The sequence below is a fragment of the Flavobacterium sp. 28YEA47A genome, from assembly GCF_041262125.1.
Classification (GTDB): Bacteria; Bacteroidota; Bacteroidia; order Flavobacteriales; family Flavobacteriaceae; genus Flavobacterium.
The window spans coordinates 69,777-83,868 of the sequence record NZ_JBGCCI010000005.1; the positions used below are offsets into that span (position 1 = coordinate 69,777).

A 14,092-nucleotide genomic window follows, 5' to 3' on the forward strand; every position below is an offset into this window, starting at 1 on the left:
GCCTTATTTCAGATTGATTTCTGCATAAACCGGAAAATGGTCTGACGGATAGCGGCAATCTTTTGAATCGCTTAATGTAGCAAACTTGGTGACTTCCATTTTATTTCTATTGATAAAAATATAATCGATCCTTATCGTTACAGGTTTGTGGAACTCAAACGCATTAAAAGTACCTTCCGGCCCAAATACGATTCCCCTGCATACTTTTTGGGCATCGTCCATTTGTTCCTTAATAAGCTGTAATGGTTTTGTATCGGCTTCAAGATTAAAATCGCCCGTAAGAATAACTGGCAGGTTATCCCTATTGATTTTTCTGATTTTTTCTAAAATAAGCTTTGCGCTTTCAGCCCTGGCAATATCTCCTACATGGTCAAAATGAGTATTGAATACCAATATTTTCTTTTTGGTTTTCTTATTTTGAAACAAGCCATAGGTACATACCCTGTTGTAGGCGGCATCCCAACCTTTTGAAGGTTTTTCTGGAGTTTCAGATAGCCAGAATGTATCTTCGTCTACAAGTTTGAATTTATCAGAATTATAGAAAATAGCACTGTGTTCTCCTTTCGATTTCCCGTCATCGCGGCCTTTTCCAATAAAATTATAGCCAGTAAGCGTACTGTCAATATAATTCATTTGTTGAGGCAATGCTTCCTGTATGCCCATAAAATCAGGAGTATAAAATTTTACCTGATCCGTTAGAAACTCTTTTCGCTTTGACCATTGGTTTTCGCCATCACTTTGGGTATCGAGCCTGATGTTGTAGCTCATGATTTTAAGATCTTGCGAAAATACAGCCTGGCCAGCAAGCAAAATAAAAAGGAAAGCAGATTTCATGGTAGAGGAGATTTGTCGAACTACAAATTTAGAACAAAAAACGCTGGTTAATACCAGCGTTTCTTATTCTTTTTTGAAGCATCCGATTTTCTCGAATTATTTTCTTTAGACTTGTTTTTATGACGGAAATCAGGCTTTGCATTCGGATTTGGTTCTTCTTCGTCTTTCCACGGATAAGGATGGTCACCAATCGTTTTGACATTTACTTTAATCAGACGCTGTATATCTTTCCAGTAAACTTCTTCGTCTTTGGAACAAAATGATATTGCAATACCACCATTTCCGGCACGTCCGGTCCTTCCAATTCGATGCACATAAGTTTCAGGAACATTAGGAAGGTCGAAGTTGATGATGTAAGGTAATTTATCAATATCAATTCCTCTCGCTGCAATATCGGTAGCTACAAGAACGCCTACTTCTTTGCTTTTGAAACTATCCAATACGCGCTGTCTGGCATTTTGCGATTTGTCACCGTGTATGGCTTCTGCAGCAACTCCTTGTTTACGAAGCGCCTTAACTACATTATCAGCACCGTGCTTGGTTCTTGCAAAAACCAAAACATCAGAAATCTTTTCATTTCGGATCAAATGGTACAACAGTTTTCGCTTGTCGCTTTTATGAACGAAATAAACATGCTGCTCAACAGTTTCAGCCGTACTAGACGGTGGAGAAACAGAAACATATTGTGGTTCATTCAAAAAAGTATCAGCTAGTTCACGGATAGCCATAGGCATAGTAGCCGAAAATAAAAGCGTCTGTCTGTTTTTTGGTGTAAGCTTTACAATTTTTTTTACATCATGAATAAAGCCCATATCAAGCATCTGGTCCGCTTCATCCAGAACCAAAGTGTGTAAATGGTCAAGGTTGATAAAACCTTGTTTGTGAAGATCTAATAATCTTCCCGGTGTAACGATAAGTATATCAACACCTTGTTTTAAAATTTCTACTTGAGATACCTGCGAAACGCCACCAAAAATGGTTAACTGTACGAGGTTGGTATATTTTGCATAGGCATCAAAACTTTGTCCTATTTGTACTGCCAGTTCTCGGGTAGGCGTAACAACCAAAGCTCTGATCTGTTTTGTTTTTTTAGTTGAACCGACAATTCGATGTAAATGGTGAACGATAGGAATAGCAAAAGCGCCGGTTTTTCCGGTACCGGTTTGGGCACAACCTACCAAATCATTTCCAGCCAGGATAATCGGGATCGATTTTTCCTGAATAGGAGTGGCTTCTAAATAGCCAAGTTCATGGACGGCTCTTTGTATACTTTTAGAAAGAGATAAATCTTCAAATAACATAAAATCAAATTTAGTATTTGCATTAGTTGCAAATATGCGGCAAAGATAGTCTTTATTATTTAACGGATTTGTTATGATTTTTTACTGCTAAAAAAGAACAAAGCCCCAAATAAATGGAGCTTTGAACGCCTATTAACCAAAATAAAACAAACCAACATGCAACTACTCATGTTTTCTTCTATAAGCGATATAAAATATCTGCGGCAGGACAGTTAATGAAAAAATCATACAGAAAAGCAGGCCGCCTACGATCATAATGGCTAATGGTTTTTGAATTTCAGAACCCATCCCTGATGAAAGTGCCGCAGGTAATAGACCCATGGAACCCATCAGCGCAATCATCACAATGGGACGAATTCTGCTGTAAACACCTTCCGAAATGGCTTTTTTCAAAGGCATTCTTGCCCGAAGGTTATCTTTCATGACGGCAATCAATATGATTCCGTTTATGGTATTTACTCCAAAGAGGATAATAAAGCCGATACCTGCGGAAATTCCAAAGATGGTTCCTGTCATCCATAGCGAAAGGAAACCTCCCGCAAAGGCATAAGGAATTGTACTGGTTGCAATCAATGTGTCTTTCATATTTCCAAAATTGAAATACAGCAAGAACAGTATAAATAATAGTACTACCGGAACAATAATCGCCAATTGTTTTGAAGCACGTTCCTTACTTTCGAATTCACCCGCCCATTTCATAGTATTTTCCTTTGGAAGTTTAACTTCGGCTGCTACTTTTTTCTGAGCCTCAGCAATAGTACTTCCCAAATCGCGCCCTTCAATACTGAAACCAATGGCGATGTAACGGCTGTTGCCTTCTCTGTAAATAAATGTAGGCCCGGTCTGATAGCTGACTGTCGCAATTTCACGAAGCGGCACTTTTTTACCGTCCATTGCAGGAATCAGTATGTTTTCTATCTTTTCTTTAGAATCTCTGTATTCTTTTTCAAAACGGATTCTTACGTCAAACATACGTTCATTCTCATAGAAAGTAGTTGCCGCCTGTCCGCCAATTGTCATTGCAATTACAGCCTGTGCATCGGCAGTTTTCACACCATAACGCGACATTTTTGAATCATGAAGCTGAATTCGCAATTCCGGAAGTCCGATGTTTTTATACACATTTACATCTTCAATACCTTTGACTGGAGTAATTGATTTGGCTACCTTATTAGCATATTCTTCCAGCTTGAACAAATCATCACCAAATATTTTGATAACCAGCGGGCTTTTTACTCCGGCTACATATTCTTCAACGTTATCCTGGATTGGCTGGCTGAATCCGAAATTGATACCCGGATATTCTTCAAGTTTTTCTTTAATTTCTGAAATCAGGTCTTCTTTTGAAATTTTCCTTTTCCATTCGTTCTGATGCTTTAATTCCATGTGGAATTCGATATTGAAGAAGCCGGTAGGATCGGTTCCGTCATTTGGCCTTCCGGTTTGTGAAAGGATGAATTTTACTTCATCGAATTTCTGCAGCTTCTCCTTCATTTCTTTGGTTAAACGCACAGACTCGTCCAAGTTGATACTATTTGGCAATGTGGCACGAATATAAATCGCTCCTTCGTTCAGCTTAGGAATAAATTCTGAACCGTAGAACATAAATCGTCCAAAACAAACGGCAAGCAGTATTATAAAACCATATATAGTAGCCCTACGGTGCTTTTCACTCCATTGGAACATTTTGTATAGGTTATTCCTAAAGAATCGGGAAATTATATTCTCTTTTTCAACAATGTTTTTTGTCAGCAGGACTTTACACATTGCCGGAACATAGGTAAGGCTCAGGATTAGTGATCCTACTAAGGCATAACCCAAAGTAAATGCTAATGGAGAGAACATTTTTCCTTCTACTTTCTGGAAAGAGAAAATAGGCAACAAGGCAACAATTAATATGATTAGAGCGAAGAAAATATAAGTAGCTACGCTTCCTACGCTTTTCTTGATAAGTCCCATTTTAGACATATTGTTGAAACGCTGCATTCCTACCTTATGCGCTTTCTTTTCGAGCGAGACAAAAACCTGCTCTACAATTACGAGAGTTCCTTCTAATAACAATCCAAAATCAAGCGCACCCATAGAAATCAGGTTAGCCGGAAGTCCTTGTATGCGAAGCATGATGATAGCAAACAAAAACGAAAGCGGAATCACTGAGGCAACAATAACTGTCGTACGCCAGTTGTACATAAAGATAAAAACGATCAGAGATACAAGAAGTACACCTTCAATCAGATTTTTTGTAACCGTGTGAACCGTAGTGTTTACTAATTCTGTCCTGTCAATAAAAGGTTCGATACTAACACCTTTTGGTAAAATTCTTTCGTTTAGTTCGTCGATTCGGGTTCTTAGGTTGGTAATAACCTCACTTGGGTTTTCTCCACGAAGCATGACAACGATTCCTTCTACCAAATCATCGCTGTTGTCTAATCCAACTTGTCCTAATCGCGGTTTTGAGCTAATTTTTACTTCGGCCACATGTTTTACCAAAATAGGCGTAGAACCTTTAACTTCAATAAGGATATTTCCTATATCGTCAATATTGTCCAGTAAACCGACACCTCGCACAACATAAGCCTGGTCGCCACGTTGAATAACGTCACCACCTACATTTATGTTACTTTTAGAAACAGCTTCATAAACATCAAGTGGAGAAAGATCGTAGTTGACAAGTTCTGTCGGGTTGATTTTTATTTCATAGATTTTTTCTTCTCCTCCAAAACTTACTACATTGGCAACACCCGGAACTGAAACCAATTCACGTTCGATTACCCAGTCCTGTATGGCGGTAAGTTCTTTTATAGGCAAATCACCTCTTACCACATATCGGAAAATTTCACCGGTGGCTCCATAAGGCGGATCAATCTCAGCATCAGCTCCTTCCGGAAGGCTAACGCTTGCCATTCTATTTGACGCATATTGCTGCGCGTAAAAATCTTCTACGTCTTCATTGAAAAGAACGGTAACTACAGATAATCCGAAAAGAGAGATAGAGCGAACTTCCGCCTTTTTCGGTATCGTATTCATCTGCTTTGAGATAGGCAGTGTGATAAATTTTTCTACTTCTTCAGCGCTTCGTCCCGGCCATTGCGTAATGATACGTGCCCTTGTGTTTGTTACATCAGGAAATGCCTCGATAGGAGTGTGCATATAGCTTATGATACCTCCTGCAAACAACAACACGGTTGCAAAGAATACGATGAGCGAATTTTTGAGCGAGAAGGCTACTATACTTTGTACTAGCTTTTGCATAAAATTGAAATGATTGCTGTTATTTTAGGCTTTCATAAATCAGCAGCTGATTTTTAGAAATAATTTTTTCATTTTCCTGGATTCCCTTCTCAAAATAAACGACTTCGCTATTTTTAGTTACGGGATCTACCTGTCTGATTTCAAGATTACAATCATCTTTATAGATAACCACAAAATTTTGATTGTCGTCAAAGATGATAGCATTTACAGGCACGGCAAGTAAGGATTCAGCAGAAGCATTAGGCTTGTTCAGGATAATATCGGCAGACATGCCCGGTTTTAGTTTTAAGTTGGTATTTTTCATTACGACACGGGCTTTCAAAACGCGTTCCTCGGCGTCAAAAACCTGAGAAAGTGCTGAAATCTTTCCAATGAAAACTTCATCAGGATAAGCCAGTGTTTTAATCTTAACCTCCATGTTTTCCTTGATATTCTGCATATCTGTTGCATAAATATTAACCATTACCCAAACCTCATTCAGGTCAGATATCGTAAAAAGTGGCTCGCTGCCTGAAGAAATCTGCATTCCTGAGCTCATGTTCTTGGCAACTATAAAACCATTTGATGGAGCTTTGATCTGGAACACAGACTTTTCAGGACTGGCACTATACAATGCAAGGTTACTTTTTATATTTTCGAGTGAAGCTTTCAATACTTTGACTTCGCTTTCTGCCTGAATCAGGTCTTTTTGGGAAGCAATTCCATCCTCAAACATTGATTTTACAGACGAGAGTTGTCGTTGTGCCACAGTCAGCTGTGATTCGACTGATTTATTTTCAGATTGTAATCCATTGAGTTCGGTACTTTTGATTTCGGCCAATACTTGTCCTTTTTTGACATAATCGCCCAAAGAGAAATAAGTGTTGGTTACAACACCATTAATAAGGCTTGTAAACTGAACCACATTATCAGAATTGTAGGTAACATTTCCCGTCAGCGTAAAAGTTTCTGAAACGGGTTCTTTTTTTATTTCTTCAATTGTGATTTTCTTTTTAAGGTCGTCGTTGAGACAGAATTTTTCTTTTTTTTCAGGAGCAGCTTCTTTTTCGTTACAACTGAAAAGCAACGCCAATGGCACTAAATAGATATATTTCATAATATGTGTTTTCTGTGAATTAGAGAAGATTAAAGTTCTTTGCCTATTACAAACTGCAGTTCTTCAAAATGTTCATTCAGTTCTTTTTTAGAATCCAGAATGATGGTTTTATTTTCGAGATAAGCATTGACAAAGTCAAGATATTCCAGCATGCTTGTATTTCTCAGGGTGAAGTTTCTCTGATGGCTTTCCAAAAGCATGTCTAAGTCTTTTTCATAAGAAGCCTCAATGTTTTCGTATAATCTTTTAGATACGACCAGATCTTCATAAGCCTGGATGACTTCGTTTTGGGCCTGATTATTTTTTTCTTCTTTCATATACTGGCTTTTTTGGATCTCTATTTTGGCGGATTTAATATTCCCCTGATTTCTGCTAAAAAAAGGAAGGTCTAAAGCGAATCCTACACCTACGAAGTCATTCATTATATTTCCACCTCTATCATAGCTGGCTAACAAAGTAACATCGGGCGTGCGCTGTGCTAATTCATATTTGTACTTTCGGTTGTTGTATTTCTCTTCCAGAACTGATGCTTTTACGTCCGGGCGGTTTTCCAAAGCAGAAGATGTTAATTCAGCAAGATTGATGCTTGCTACTTTATCCAAATTCGGTACAAATTTCTCTATGCTGATTTTTAGATAGCTTTGTGGAGGAAGATTCATCAGCGTTTTCAGTTCTTTCTGAAGTTGGTTGTTCTCTTTTTGTAAATCACTCAACTGTTTTACAAATTCAAGTTCAGAGGCTTTCAGACGTATAAATTCGCTTTTGCTGATATTACCTTGTTTTGCCTGATTAGAATAGGCGGTAAGAAGTTTTTGGATGGAAGCCAGCTGTTTTTTATATAAGCTCTGTTTTTCCTGAGTATATTGCAGCTGCGTCAGGTTTTTTCGGAATTCCACTTTTAGGATACGCAGAAAATCCTGAAAATATTCTTGTGCTATTTCAACACCCACTTTTTCCATTTCGATCTGCTTTTTTCTTTTTCGCGCAGTATAGATGAGTTGTTCCAAACCGACAGTTACTTCGGAGGTTTTTCCCCAATTTCCAGAAATAGGAGGGAGCTGTTCTGATTTTGCATTAGACCATAAGTTGATCTCACCAACTTCCAATCGTGGATTAGGCCACAATTTGGCTTGGATTACTTGTGCTTCAGCCTGATCGATATTCAGTTTTTCTGATAGAAGCCTTAGGTTATTTTTTAGAAAAATAGTTTCGGCTTCAGCTCTTGAAACTGATATGGTGTCTCTTGCTGTAGTATTTTGAGCTTTTCCAGATAGACAAAAGCCCATAAAAATGGCGGTAAAAAAAATGCGTTTCAATTTGAGTCTGTTTTATAACTGCAAATCTATATCGCAAACATTATAAGCTTATTTGACCTACATTAGAAGTAGATTAATCCAACATTAGAAAACGATTAGAGTTTTGGAAATAGTAGGGTAATACGGGTTCCGGAATTCTCTTCGGAGTCAATAGAGAATTGGATGTTATTTTGTTTAAAAATAATGGTTGCAAGGGATAAACCAATACCGCTACCTTTGATATTGCCTACATTTTTACCACGATAAAAAGTTTGTTGTATGTAATGAAGGTCTTCTTTTTGGATGCCTTTTCCATAATCCTGTATTATAATTTGAAGTTGGCTGTTAATTTCAGAAAGCGAAATTTTTATAGGATTTCCATCGGAATATTTTACGGCATTTTCGATGAGATTATACAATGCCACACGAATTTGTACTTCACTGCCTTTAACCGATAATAATTCTTCATTTTCTACATTTAAGTCAATACCGATTTCCTGACTGTCATATATTTCAAAAATCTTGTCGTTAATGTCCCATAGCGTTTCATCAATCCGGAAAGTCTCATTTTCCTGATGTATGGTTTTTAGCCCTGAAAGCATCATAAGATTATTCAGGATTTCTTCAATATGGTAAACATTTTCTAATGCTTCGGAAGTTACTTTTTGGTACTCTTCGGGTGTTCTTTCTTTTTGGGCAAAAACTTCCAGGTTTCCGGAAATGGATGCAAGAGGTGTCTTAAATTCGTGAGAAACGTAGTTGATAAAATTCTTTTGTATGGCAAAAGTATCAGAAAGACGACTTAAAAGATTATTAAATGTAGTAATTAAATCCTGTACTTCATCATTTGTATTAGAAGATGAGATGGGATTATCTAAAGAGCTTAATTCCATTGAATTAACCTGGTTTATAACTTTTGTGATAGGACGATAAGCAATATTGGAAAGCAGTCGGCTTAGAAGAAAAATCAAAAGCAATCCGGTAAACAAAACGATAATCATAATGACTAATAATCGGTTGGTCTGCGATTTGAATACTTCGCTTTTCGTTTTGACAAATACCACAAAATCTCCCTGATTGTCATTATAAAAGATTCCGTAATAAAAATGGTTGTTGGACTTAAAGCTCAATTTTTTATTTTTTCGGATAAAGTCGAGATTCTCACGATTTATATTCTTGTCTGCCTGCTTTTCACCATAAACAATAATATTATTCAGGTCATAAACACGAACAATATCGTTTTGTATGTTCTCTTCAAATTGTTCTTTAATGGCGGAATGCTCATAATGCGGAAGCTCATCTTTTTCAAGATAGTAGATGGCAGAAAGCAGGCAGGTCTTCTGTAATTCTTTAAAAACTACTTTTTCGGAACTGTTATAGAAAGCAAAATAAATTAATACCGAAGCAATAATGAAAACAAATCCAAAAGTAAGGGATGAGATTAACGTTAAGCGATTTCGGATTTTCATAAGCTATTCTTTTAGCATATAGCCGGTTCCTTTGATGGTATGGATAAATTTATGCTGGTTTTCGTCTATTTTATTCCTAAGATAAGAAATATATACGTCTACAACATTGGTGTTGTTATCATAATGGATGCCCCAAACGGCATTTAGGATTTGTGTCCTGGATACAACTTTGTTCTTGTTTTCCAACAAAAAGAGCAGTAATTTATATTCTCTTGGCGATAAATCGATTGCCTGGTCATTTTGAAAAACCGAATGTTCGTCAAGGTTTACGGTCAGGTTATGGCAAAAATAAACCTGTTCTTTCTCTTTGTAATTAAATTTAGTTCTTCTTGTCAATGCGTTTATCCTAGAAATCAATTCCTTAAAATGGAAAGGTTTTACCAGATAATCATCGGCACCGCTATCTAATGCCGCAACTTTGTTATCCGCATCATCAAGCGCACTCAATACAAGGATAGGCGTATGATTTTTTTTGAAACGGATTAATTTCGTAAGCTGTATTCCGTCAATGCCGGGCAGCATAATGTCCATCAAGATAATATCCCATTCGCTTTCCGACACCATTTCACGTGCAATTTCTCCTGTAATGGCAAGGGTGACGGAAAATCCGTTTTCTTCCAGTCCCTTGATTACAAAATCGCTGATCCGTTTGTCGTCTTCAATGAGAAGTATATTCATCTATTTTTCTATTTCGCTTTTTGCCTTCATAAAATCGGTCACAAGATAGCCTATTAATTTTCCAACCAGCTGGCTGTTTTTAGAATCTCCCAAATCAGGCGCTCCTTCGCAAATATGAAGATAACATGCGTTAGGGTCCTGGCTAAAAAAGTGGATAAACTGACGTACTTCTTCTACAGAAAAGCCACTCAATGTCATCGCACTGCTTGGTATTCCGGGAATGGAATCCAAATCGATCTCAATGCCATAAAAATCATTTCGGATGAACGAATAGGCTCTTTCCATTTCCAATCGGAAATCTTTTTCCCTGCGGATGTTAATTTCGTCATAGGTATTGATTCGGACACGATCCTCTAATTTTTTGATTTCGTGTAGCACGCTTTTGGAAGTATAGCTTTCGTGAAGTCCAAAAACAAAATACTTTTTAAGAAAACCTTCTTCATAAGCATACGAAAAACCATTACCGCTGTGTCTTCCTTCCAATATTCTAAAATCAGAATGTGCATCAAAATTAACGGCATTGATGGCTTTTCCTTTAGCAAGGGCAGTTCCTTTGATATTTCCGTAGGCGTTATTGTGGCCACCGCCAATAATAATTGGAATTTTTCCTGCTTTGACAATATTGAAAATGATATGCGAAACTTCCTTGTCAATCTTTTCAACTGCTTTGGAAAGTTGTTTTCGCTCTTCGATAATATTAAAATCCAGATTTTCTACCTCTATCATATCCTCGGCAACATCTAAATGCCCTAAGACTAAAATCTGATTTCCTTTGCTAAAACGATTATGTTGGATGTTGGCGATGCTTTTTATGGTACTTTCCCAGGCAGAAGCAGCTCCCGGTCTTCCGTAATTGGCACGTACACCAATATCTTCCGGAATTCCGAACAGGACAAATTTTGCATCGGAAGTTTTTAGGTATTCTGTAGCATCCGCCCCTTTTGGGATGGTTTGCATTTTTTCGCCAAATTTGACTTCACCGCTTCGGAAATTAGTTACTCTTGCTAAATCGTGTACAGTAAAGGGAATAAGCTTTTCCATAAAAAATATTTAGGTTCAAAAATAATATAATTATATAAACTTACGTTAAGTGTCTTATAAATCCCCCAAAAAATTATTTAATTTGTTTAAACCATTACCACTACTATTATGGAAAATCAAAAAAGCAATTCAAGCCTAAAAGCGATTATCGTCGTTTTGGCAATTCTGCTTGCGGGGAGTTTAGTCTACATGTACAAAATGAGCAGCGATGCAAAATCGACTGAAACTCTTTTAGTCAAAGACAAGGAGAGTGCAATGAATGATCTTGCCGCTCTTAAAACCAAATTAGATGCTGCTATCTCAGAAAACACGTCCATATCGGATGAGTTGATTGCAGAAAGAGAAAAAGTTGTCAAATTGATGGCGGATCTCGAAAAATCAAAAGGAGATGTGGCTTCTCTGAAAAAATACCAAAGCCAGTACAATGTCCTTAATGCCAAATTTAATGCTTTAGCAAAGGAAAACGGATTACTGAAAGATCAGAATTCGCTTTTGACTACTAAAAATGACAGTATTTCTATGGCGTTAGGAGAAGCTAAGAAGTTTAATGATACGTTGGTCATCCAGAATGAAAATTTGGCCAGAACGGTTGAAAAAGCATCTAAGCTGACAGTAATGAATCTAAGAACTGAAGCCATCAAAGAAAGAAGTTCTGGAAAACAAGTTGTAACCGAAAGAGCAAGAAGAGCTGATAAGCTAAAAGTTTGTTTTGCAATAGCGCAAAATGACGTTGCTAAATCAGGAAACAAGTTGTACTACGTTCAAATCATCGACAGCAAAAACAATGTGTTAGGTGAGAAGAAGACAGAAGCTTTTGGCGATATGTCATTGACATACAGCTTCACGACTACGGTAGCCTATGAAAATAAAGCAGTTGATGTCTGCGAATTTTTAGATGGCAATGGCGTAGATTTTGAAAAAGGGACCTACTTTGTAAATATTTTTGACAAAGGAACACTAGTTTCAAAAACCAGCTTTGCGCTGAAATAAGACAGACAAAACACCAAAACTTAAACTGCATAGAAAAGGAGCCAATTGGCTCCTTTTTTTTGGAATCATTTTTGTTTTATATTTCATACATAAATAGAAACAAAAAATATGGAAATAGAATACTTAACTGATCTGCAAGATTTTGCCTTTATAGAGTATGATGGTGCTATCAAAACCAATGAACCCATATCTATTGAGGAGATTTTGGAATTAGAAAAACAATTTAATGATGGAAAGATGTTTCCAAAGGCACTTAGGGAATTATTATTCTTAGCGGGCAATTCCTGTAAACTTTTAGACTATTCAATTTTTAATTCACAGCAAGAACTTCAGGAATCTATTATTGAAGACCTAAAAAATGATGGTCTAGAAATGAAAAGGCCTTATTATACATTAGAAGTCTATGATGGGGGAAGCCCATTCTATTTTGTTTATTTGGATGAGGGAGATAATCCAATGGTCTATGTCGCTAAAAATGAATATGAAGAGTTGGAACTTATAAAAATAGCTGATTCTTTATCTGCATTTTTATCAAATCTGATAAAATCTCATAAAGAGGATGTAGAGAGAAGAAATGATTATTTAAAATTTTTAGAAGACGAAAAAGAAAGAGATTCGCAGAAAACTCCTAAAACCGTATATTCGATTATTAAGAAATGGGTTAAGAATATTTTTAATAAAAAAAGCTGAGTTTAAACCCAGCCTTTTAAAATGTTAATAACCTCACTTAAGCGGCTTTTTATGTGTAAATAGAATACTTAACTATACTTTAAAAATCAAACCAATTTTCCTTCAATAATTACCTGATCAATCAAGTTAGTGCCAAAAGCATACGGCAATTGGTAAAAAGAAGTGATAGGTTTAGTAATAATCAGGTTAGCACGTTTTCCTTTGGTAATAGAACCGTGAGTTTCTGAAAGTCCCATAGCATAGGCACCATTGATAGTAGCAGCATTGATGGCTTCTTCTGGTGTCATTTTCATTTTGATACAGGCTGTTGCCACTACAAAATTCATATTGCCTGATGGCGTAGTTCCCGGATTAAAATCGGTTGCCAGGGCTAACGGCAGTCCGGCTTCAATCATTTTTCGTGCCGGAGTATAGGGAATACTGATAAAATACGAGCAGGAGGGAAGTGCTACCGGCATCGTATCAGAATTTTTTAATATTTCGATATCTTCATCGGTCACAATTTCTAAATGGTCTACACTAAGCGCCTTGTGTTTTACACAGGCTTCAATACCGTTGATAGCTGTAAATTGGTTGACATGGATTTTAGCAGGCAGCCCGTATTTTTTGCCGGCTTCCATGATCCTTTCTGTTTCTTCAATAGAAAAATAACCTGTTTCAAGAAAAGCATCGATATAATCCGCCAGATTTTCAGCCGCTATTTTTGGCAGCATTTCATTAACGATAACATCAATATAACCGGAATGGTTTTCCTTATATTCCGTTGGAAATGCATGCGCACCCAGAAAAGTTGATTTTATGGCAACCGGATAATTTTCTTTTAATTTTTTGATGACGCGAAGCATTTTCAGTTCGCCTTCTACCGTAAGTCCGTAGCCGGATTTGATTTCTACGGCGCCAGAACCTTGTTTCATGACTTCTTCAAGGCGTTCCTTAGATTGCTGATAGATTTCTTCTTCAGTAGTCTCGTTTAGCTTTTTAGCCGAATTTAAAATACCGCCGCCTCGGTTGGCAATTTCTTCATACGATAGGCCATTGATGCGGTCAACAAATTCCTGAACACGGTTTCCTGCATATACAATATGTGTATGGCTGTCGCACCAGGCAGGAAGTACTGTTTTTCCATTGACATCAATAATTTGGGCTTCGGGAAGTTGTGGCAGGTTTTCCATTTTTCCAAAATCGCTGATTAGGTTATCTTCTATAAGCAGAAAAGCATTTTGTATCGTTGGAAGTTCTGACATTGCTGCTCCCGATACTTTATCAACGTGAGTATGTCGTACTTGAAGCAACTCTTTTATGTTTATCAACAGTGTTTTCATGGTTCGTAATGTTTACAAATTGGCTTGATAAGGTAGGATTTAGTGTTTTTCAGTAGCTCCAAAATCAAGCAGAAATATTTCTGTAAATGTAAAATGGAATTTTAAAAACTCCTATCTTTATGAC

At 37.0% G+C, this 14,092-nt stretch carries 11 protein-coding genes; 2 read left to right on the forward strand and 9 right to left on the reverse strand.

Going from position 1 to position 14,092, the window contains the following annotated elements; genetic code table 11:
* Positions 1 to 3: 3 nt before the first annotated feature.
* From ABH942_RS08460 to ABH942_RS08495, 8 genes are all read right to left on the reverse strand, one after another.
* Positions 4 to 834 (reverse strand): endonuclease/exonuclease/phosphatase family protein, encoded by an 831-nt coding sequence (locus ABH942_RS08460; protein WP_370031014.1) that lies wholly within the window; start codon positions 832 to 834, stop codon positions 4 to 6.
* A 47-nt stretch (positions 835 to 881) separates the two neighbouring features.
* Positions 882 to 2,135: a DEAD/DEAH box helicase gene (locus ABH942_RS08465; RefSeq protein ID WP_370031016.1), complete on the reverse strand. Its 1,254-nt coding sequence runs from the start codon at positions 2,133 to 2,135 to the stop codon at positions 882 to 884.
* Between the two features lie 162 nt (positions 2,136 to 2,297).
* Positions 2,298 to 5,387, reverse strand: a complete 3,090-nt coding sequence (locus ABH942_RS08470; RefSeq protein ID WP_370031017.1) for an efflux RND transporter permease subunit — start codon at positions 5,385 to 5,387, stop codon at positions 2,298 to 2,300.
* Between the two features lie 19 nt (positions 5,388 to 5,406).
* Positions 5,407 to 6,483, reverse strand: a complete 1,077-nt coding sequence (locus ABH942_RS08475) for an efflux RND transporter periplasmic adaptor subunit (protein WP_370031019.1) — start codon at positions 6,481 to 6,483, stop codon at positions 5,407 to 5,409.
* A gap of 29 nt (positions 6,484 to 6,512) precedes the next feature.
* The gene (locus ABH942_RS08480) at positions 6,513 to 7,769 is read right to left on the reverse strand and encodes a TolC family protein (protein ID WP_370031021.1); all 1,257 of its coding nucleotides are present in this window, start codon (positions 7,767 to 7,769) and stop codon (positions 6,513 to 6,515) included.
* Positions 7,770 to 7,894: 125 nt separating this feature from the next.
* Complete coding sequence (locus ABH942_RS08485) at positions 7,895 to 9,247, reverse strand: ATP-binding protein (RefSeq protein WP_370031023.1); 1,353 nt, start codon at positions 9,245 to 9,247, stop codon at positions 7,895 to 7,897.
* 3 nt (positions 9,248 to 9,250) lie between these two features.
* Entirely contained in the window at positions 9,251 to 9,925 is a 675-nt protein-coding gene (locus ABH942_RS08490; protein WP_370031025.1) for a response regulator transcription factor, read from the reverse strand.
* Positions 9,926 to 10,966, reverse strand: a complete 1,041-nt coding sequence (locus ABH942_RS08495) for a formimidoylglutamase (RefSeq protein ID WP_370031027.1) — start codon at positions 10,964 to 10,966, stop codon at positions 9,926 to 9,928.
* 108 nt (positions 10,967 to 11,074) lie between these two features.
* Here ABH942_RS08495 and ABH942_RS08500 point away from each other — a divergent pair, with 108 nt between their 5' ends.
* Both ABH942_RS08500 and ABH942_RS08505 read left to right on the forward strand, forming a co-directional pair.
* Entirely contained in the window at positions 11,075 to 11,956 is an 882-nt protein-coding gene (locus ABH942_RS08500; RefSeq protein ID WP_370031029.1) for a hypothetical protein, read from the forward strand.
* Positions 11,957 to 12,064: 108 nt separating this feature from the next.
* Complete coding sequence (locus ABH942_RS08505; RefSeq protein ID WP_370031031.1) at positions 12,065 to 12,646, forward strand: SMI1/KNR4 family protein; 582 nt, start codon at positions 12,065 to 12,067, stop codon at positions 12,644 to 12,646.
* Between the two features lie 86 nt (positions 12,647 to 12,732).
* Here ABH942_RS08505 and hutI read toward each other — a convergent pair whose 3' ends face one another.
* Complete coding sequence (gene hutI / locus ABH942_RS08510; RefSeq protein ID WP_370031033.1) at positions 12,733 to 13,968, reverse strand: imidazolonepropionase; 1,236 nt, start codon at positions 13,966 to 13,968, stop codon at positions 12,733 to 12,735.
* Between the last annotated feature and the right edge of the window lie 124 nt (positions 13,969 to 14,092).

What these genes read in the sequence shown, in the direction of transcription:
- ABH942_RS08505 (WP_370031031.1), top strand. Translation starts at nt 12,065, where the DNA reads ATGGAAATAGAATACTTAACTGATCTGCAAGATTTTGCCTTTATAGAG.
- ABH942_RS08485 (WP_370031023.1), bottom strand. Translation starts at nt 9,247, where the DNA reads ATGAAAATCCGAAATCGCTTAACGTTAATCTCATCCCTTACTTTTGGA.
- ABH942_RS08490 (WP_370031025.1), bottom strand. Translation starts at nt 9,925, where the DNA reads ATGAATATACTTCTCATTGAAGACGACAAACGGATCAGCGATTTTGTA.
- ABH942_RS08495 (WP_370031027.1), bottom strand. Translation starts at nt 10,966, where the DNA reads ATGGAAAAGCTTATTCCCTTTACTGTACACGATTTAGCAAGAGTAACT.
- ABH942_RS08500 (WP_370031029.1), top strand. Translation starts at nt 11,075, where the DNA reads ATGGAAAATCAAAAAAGCAATTCAAGCCTAAAAGCGATTATCGTCGTT.
- ABH942_RS08480 (WP_370031021.1), bottom strand. Translation starts at nt 7,769, where the DNA reads ATGGGCTTTTGTCTATCTGGAAAAGCTCAAAATACTACAGCAAGAGAC.
- ABH942_RS08460 (WP_370031014.1), bottom strand. Translation starts at nt 834, where the DNA reads ATGAAATCTGCTTTCCTTTTTATTTTGCTTGCTGGCCAGGCTGTATTT.
- ABH942_RS08470 (WP_370031017.1), bottom strand. Translation starts at nt 5,387, where the DNA reads ATGCAAAAGCTAGTACAAAGTATAGTAGCCTTCTCGCTCAAAAATTCG.
- ABH942_RS08465 (WP_370031016.1), bottom strand. Translation starts at nt 2,135, where the DNA reads ATGTTATTTGAAGATTTATCTCTTTCTAAAAGTATACAAAGAGCCGTC.
- hutI (WP_370031033.1), bottom strand. Translation starts at nt 13,968, where the DNA reads ATGAAAACACTGTTGATAAACATAAAAGAGTTGCTTCAAGTACGACAT.
- ABH942_RS08475 (WP_370031019.1), bottom strand. Translation starts at nt 6,483, where the DNA reads ATGAAATATATCTATTTAGTGCCATTGGCGTTGCTTTTCAGTTGTAAC.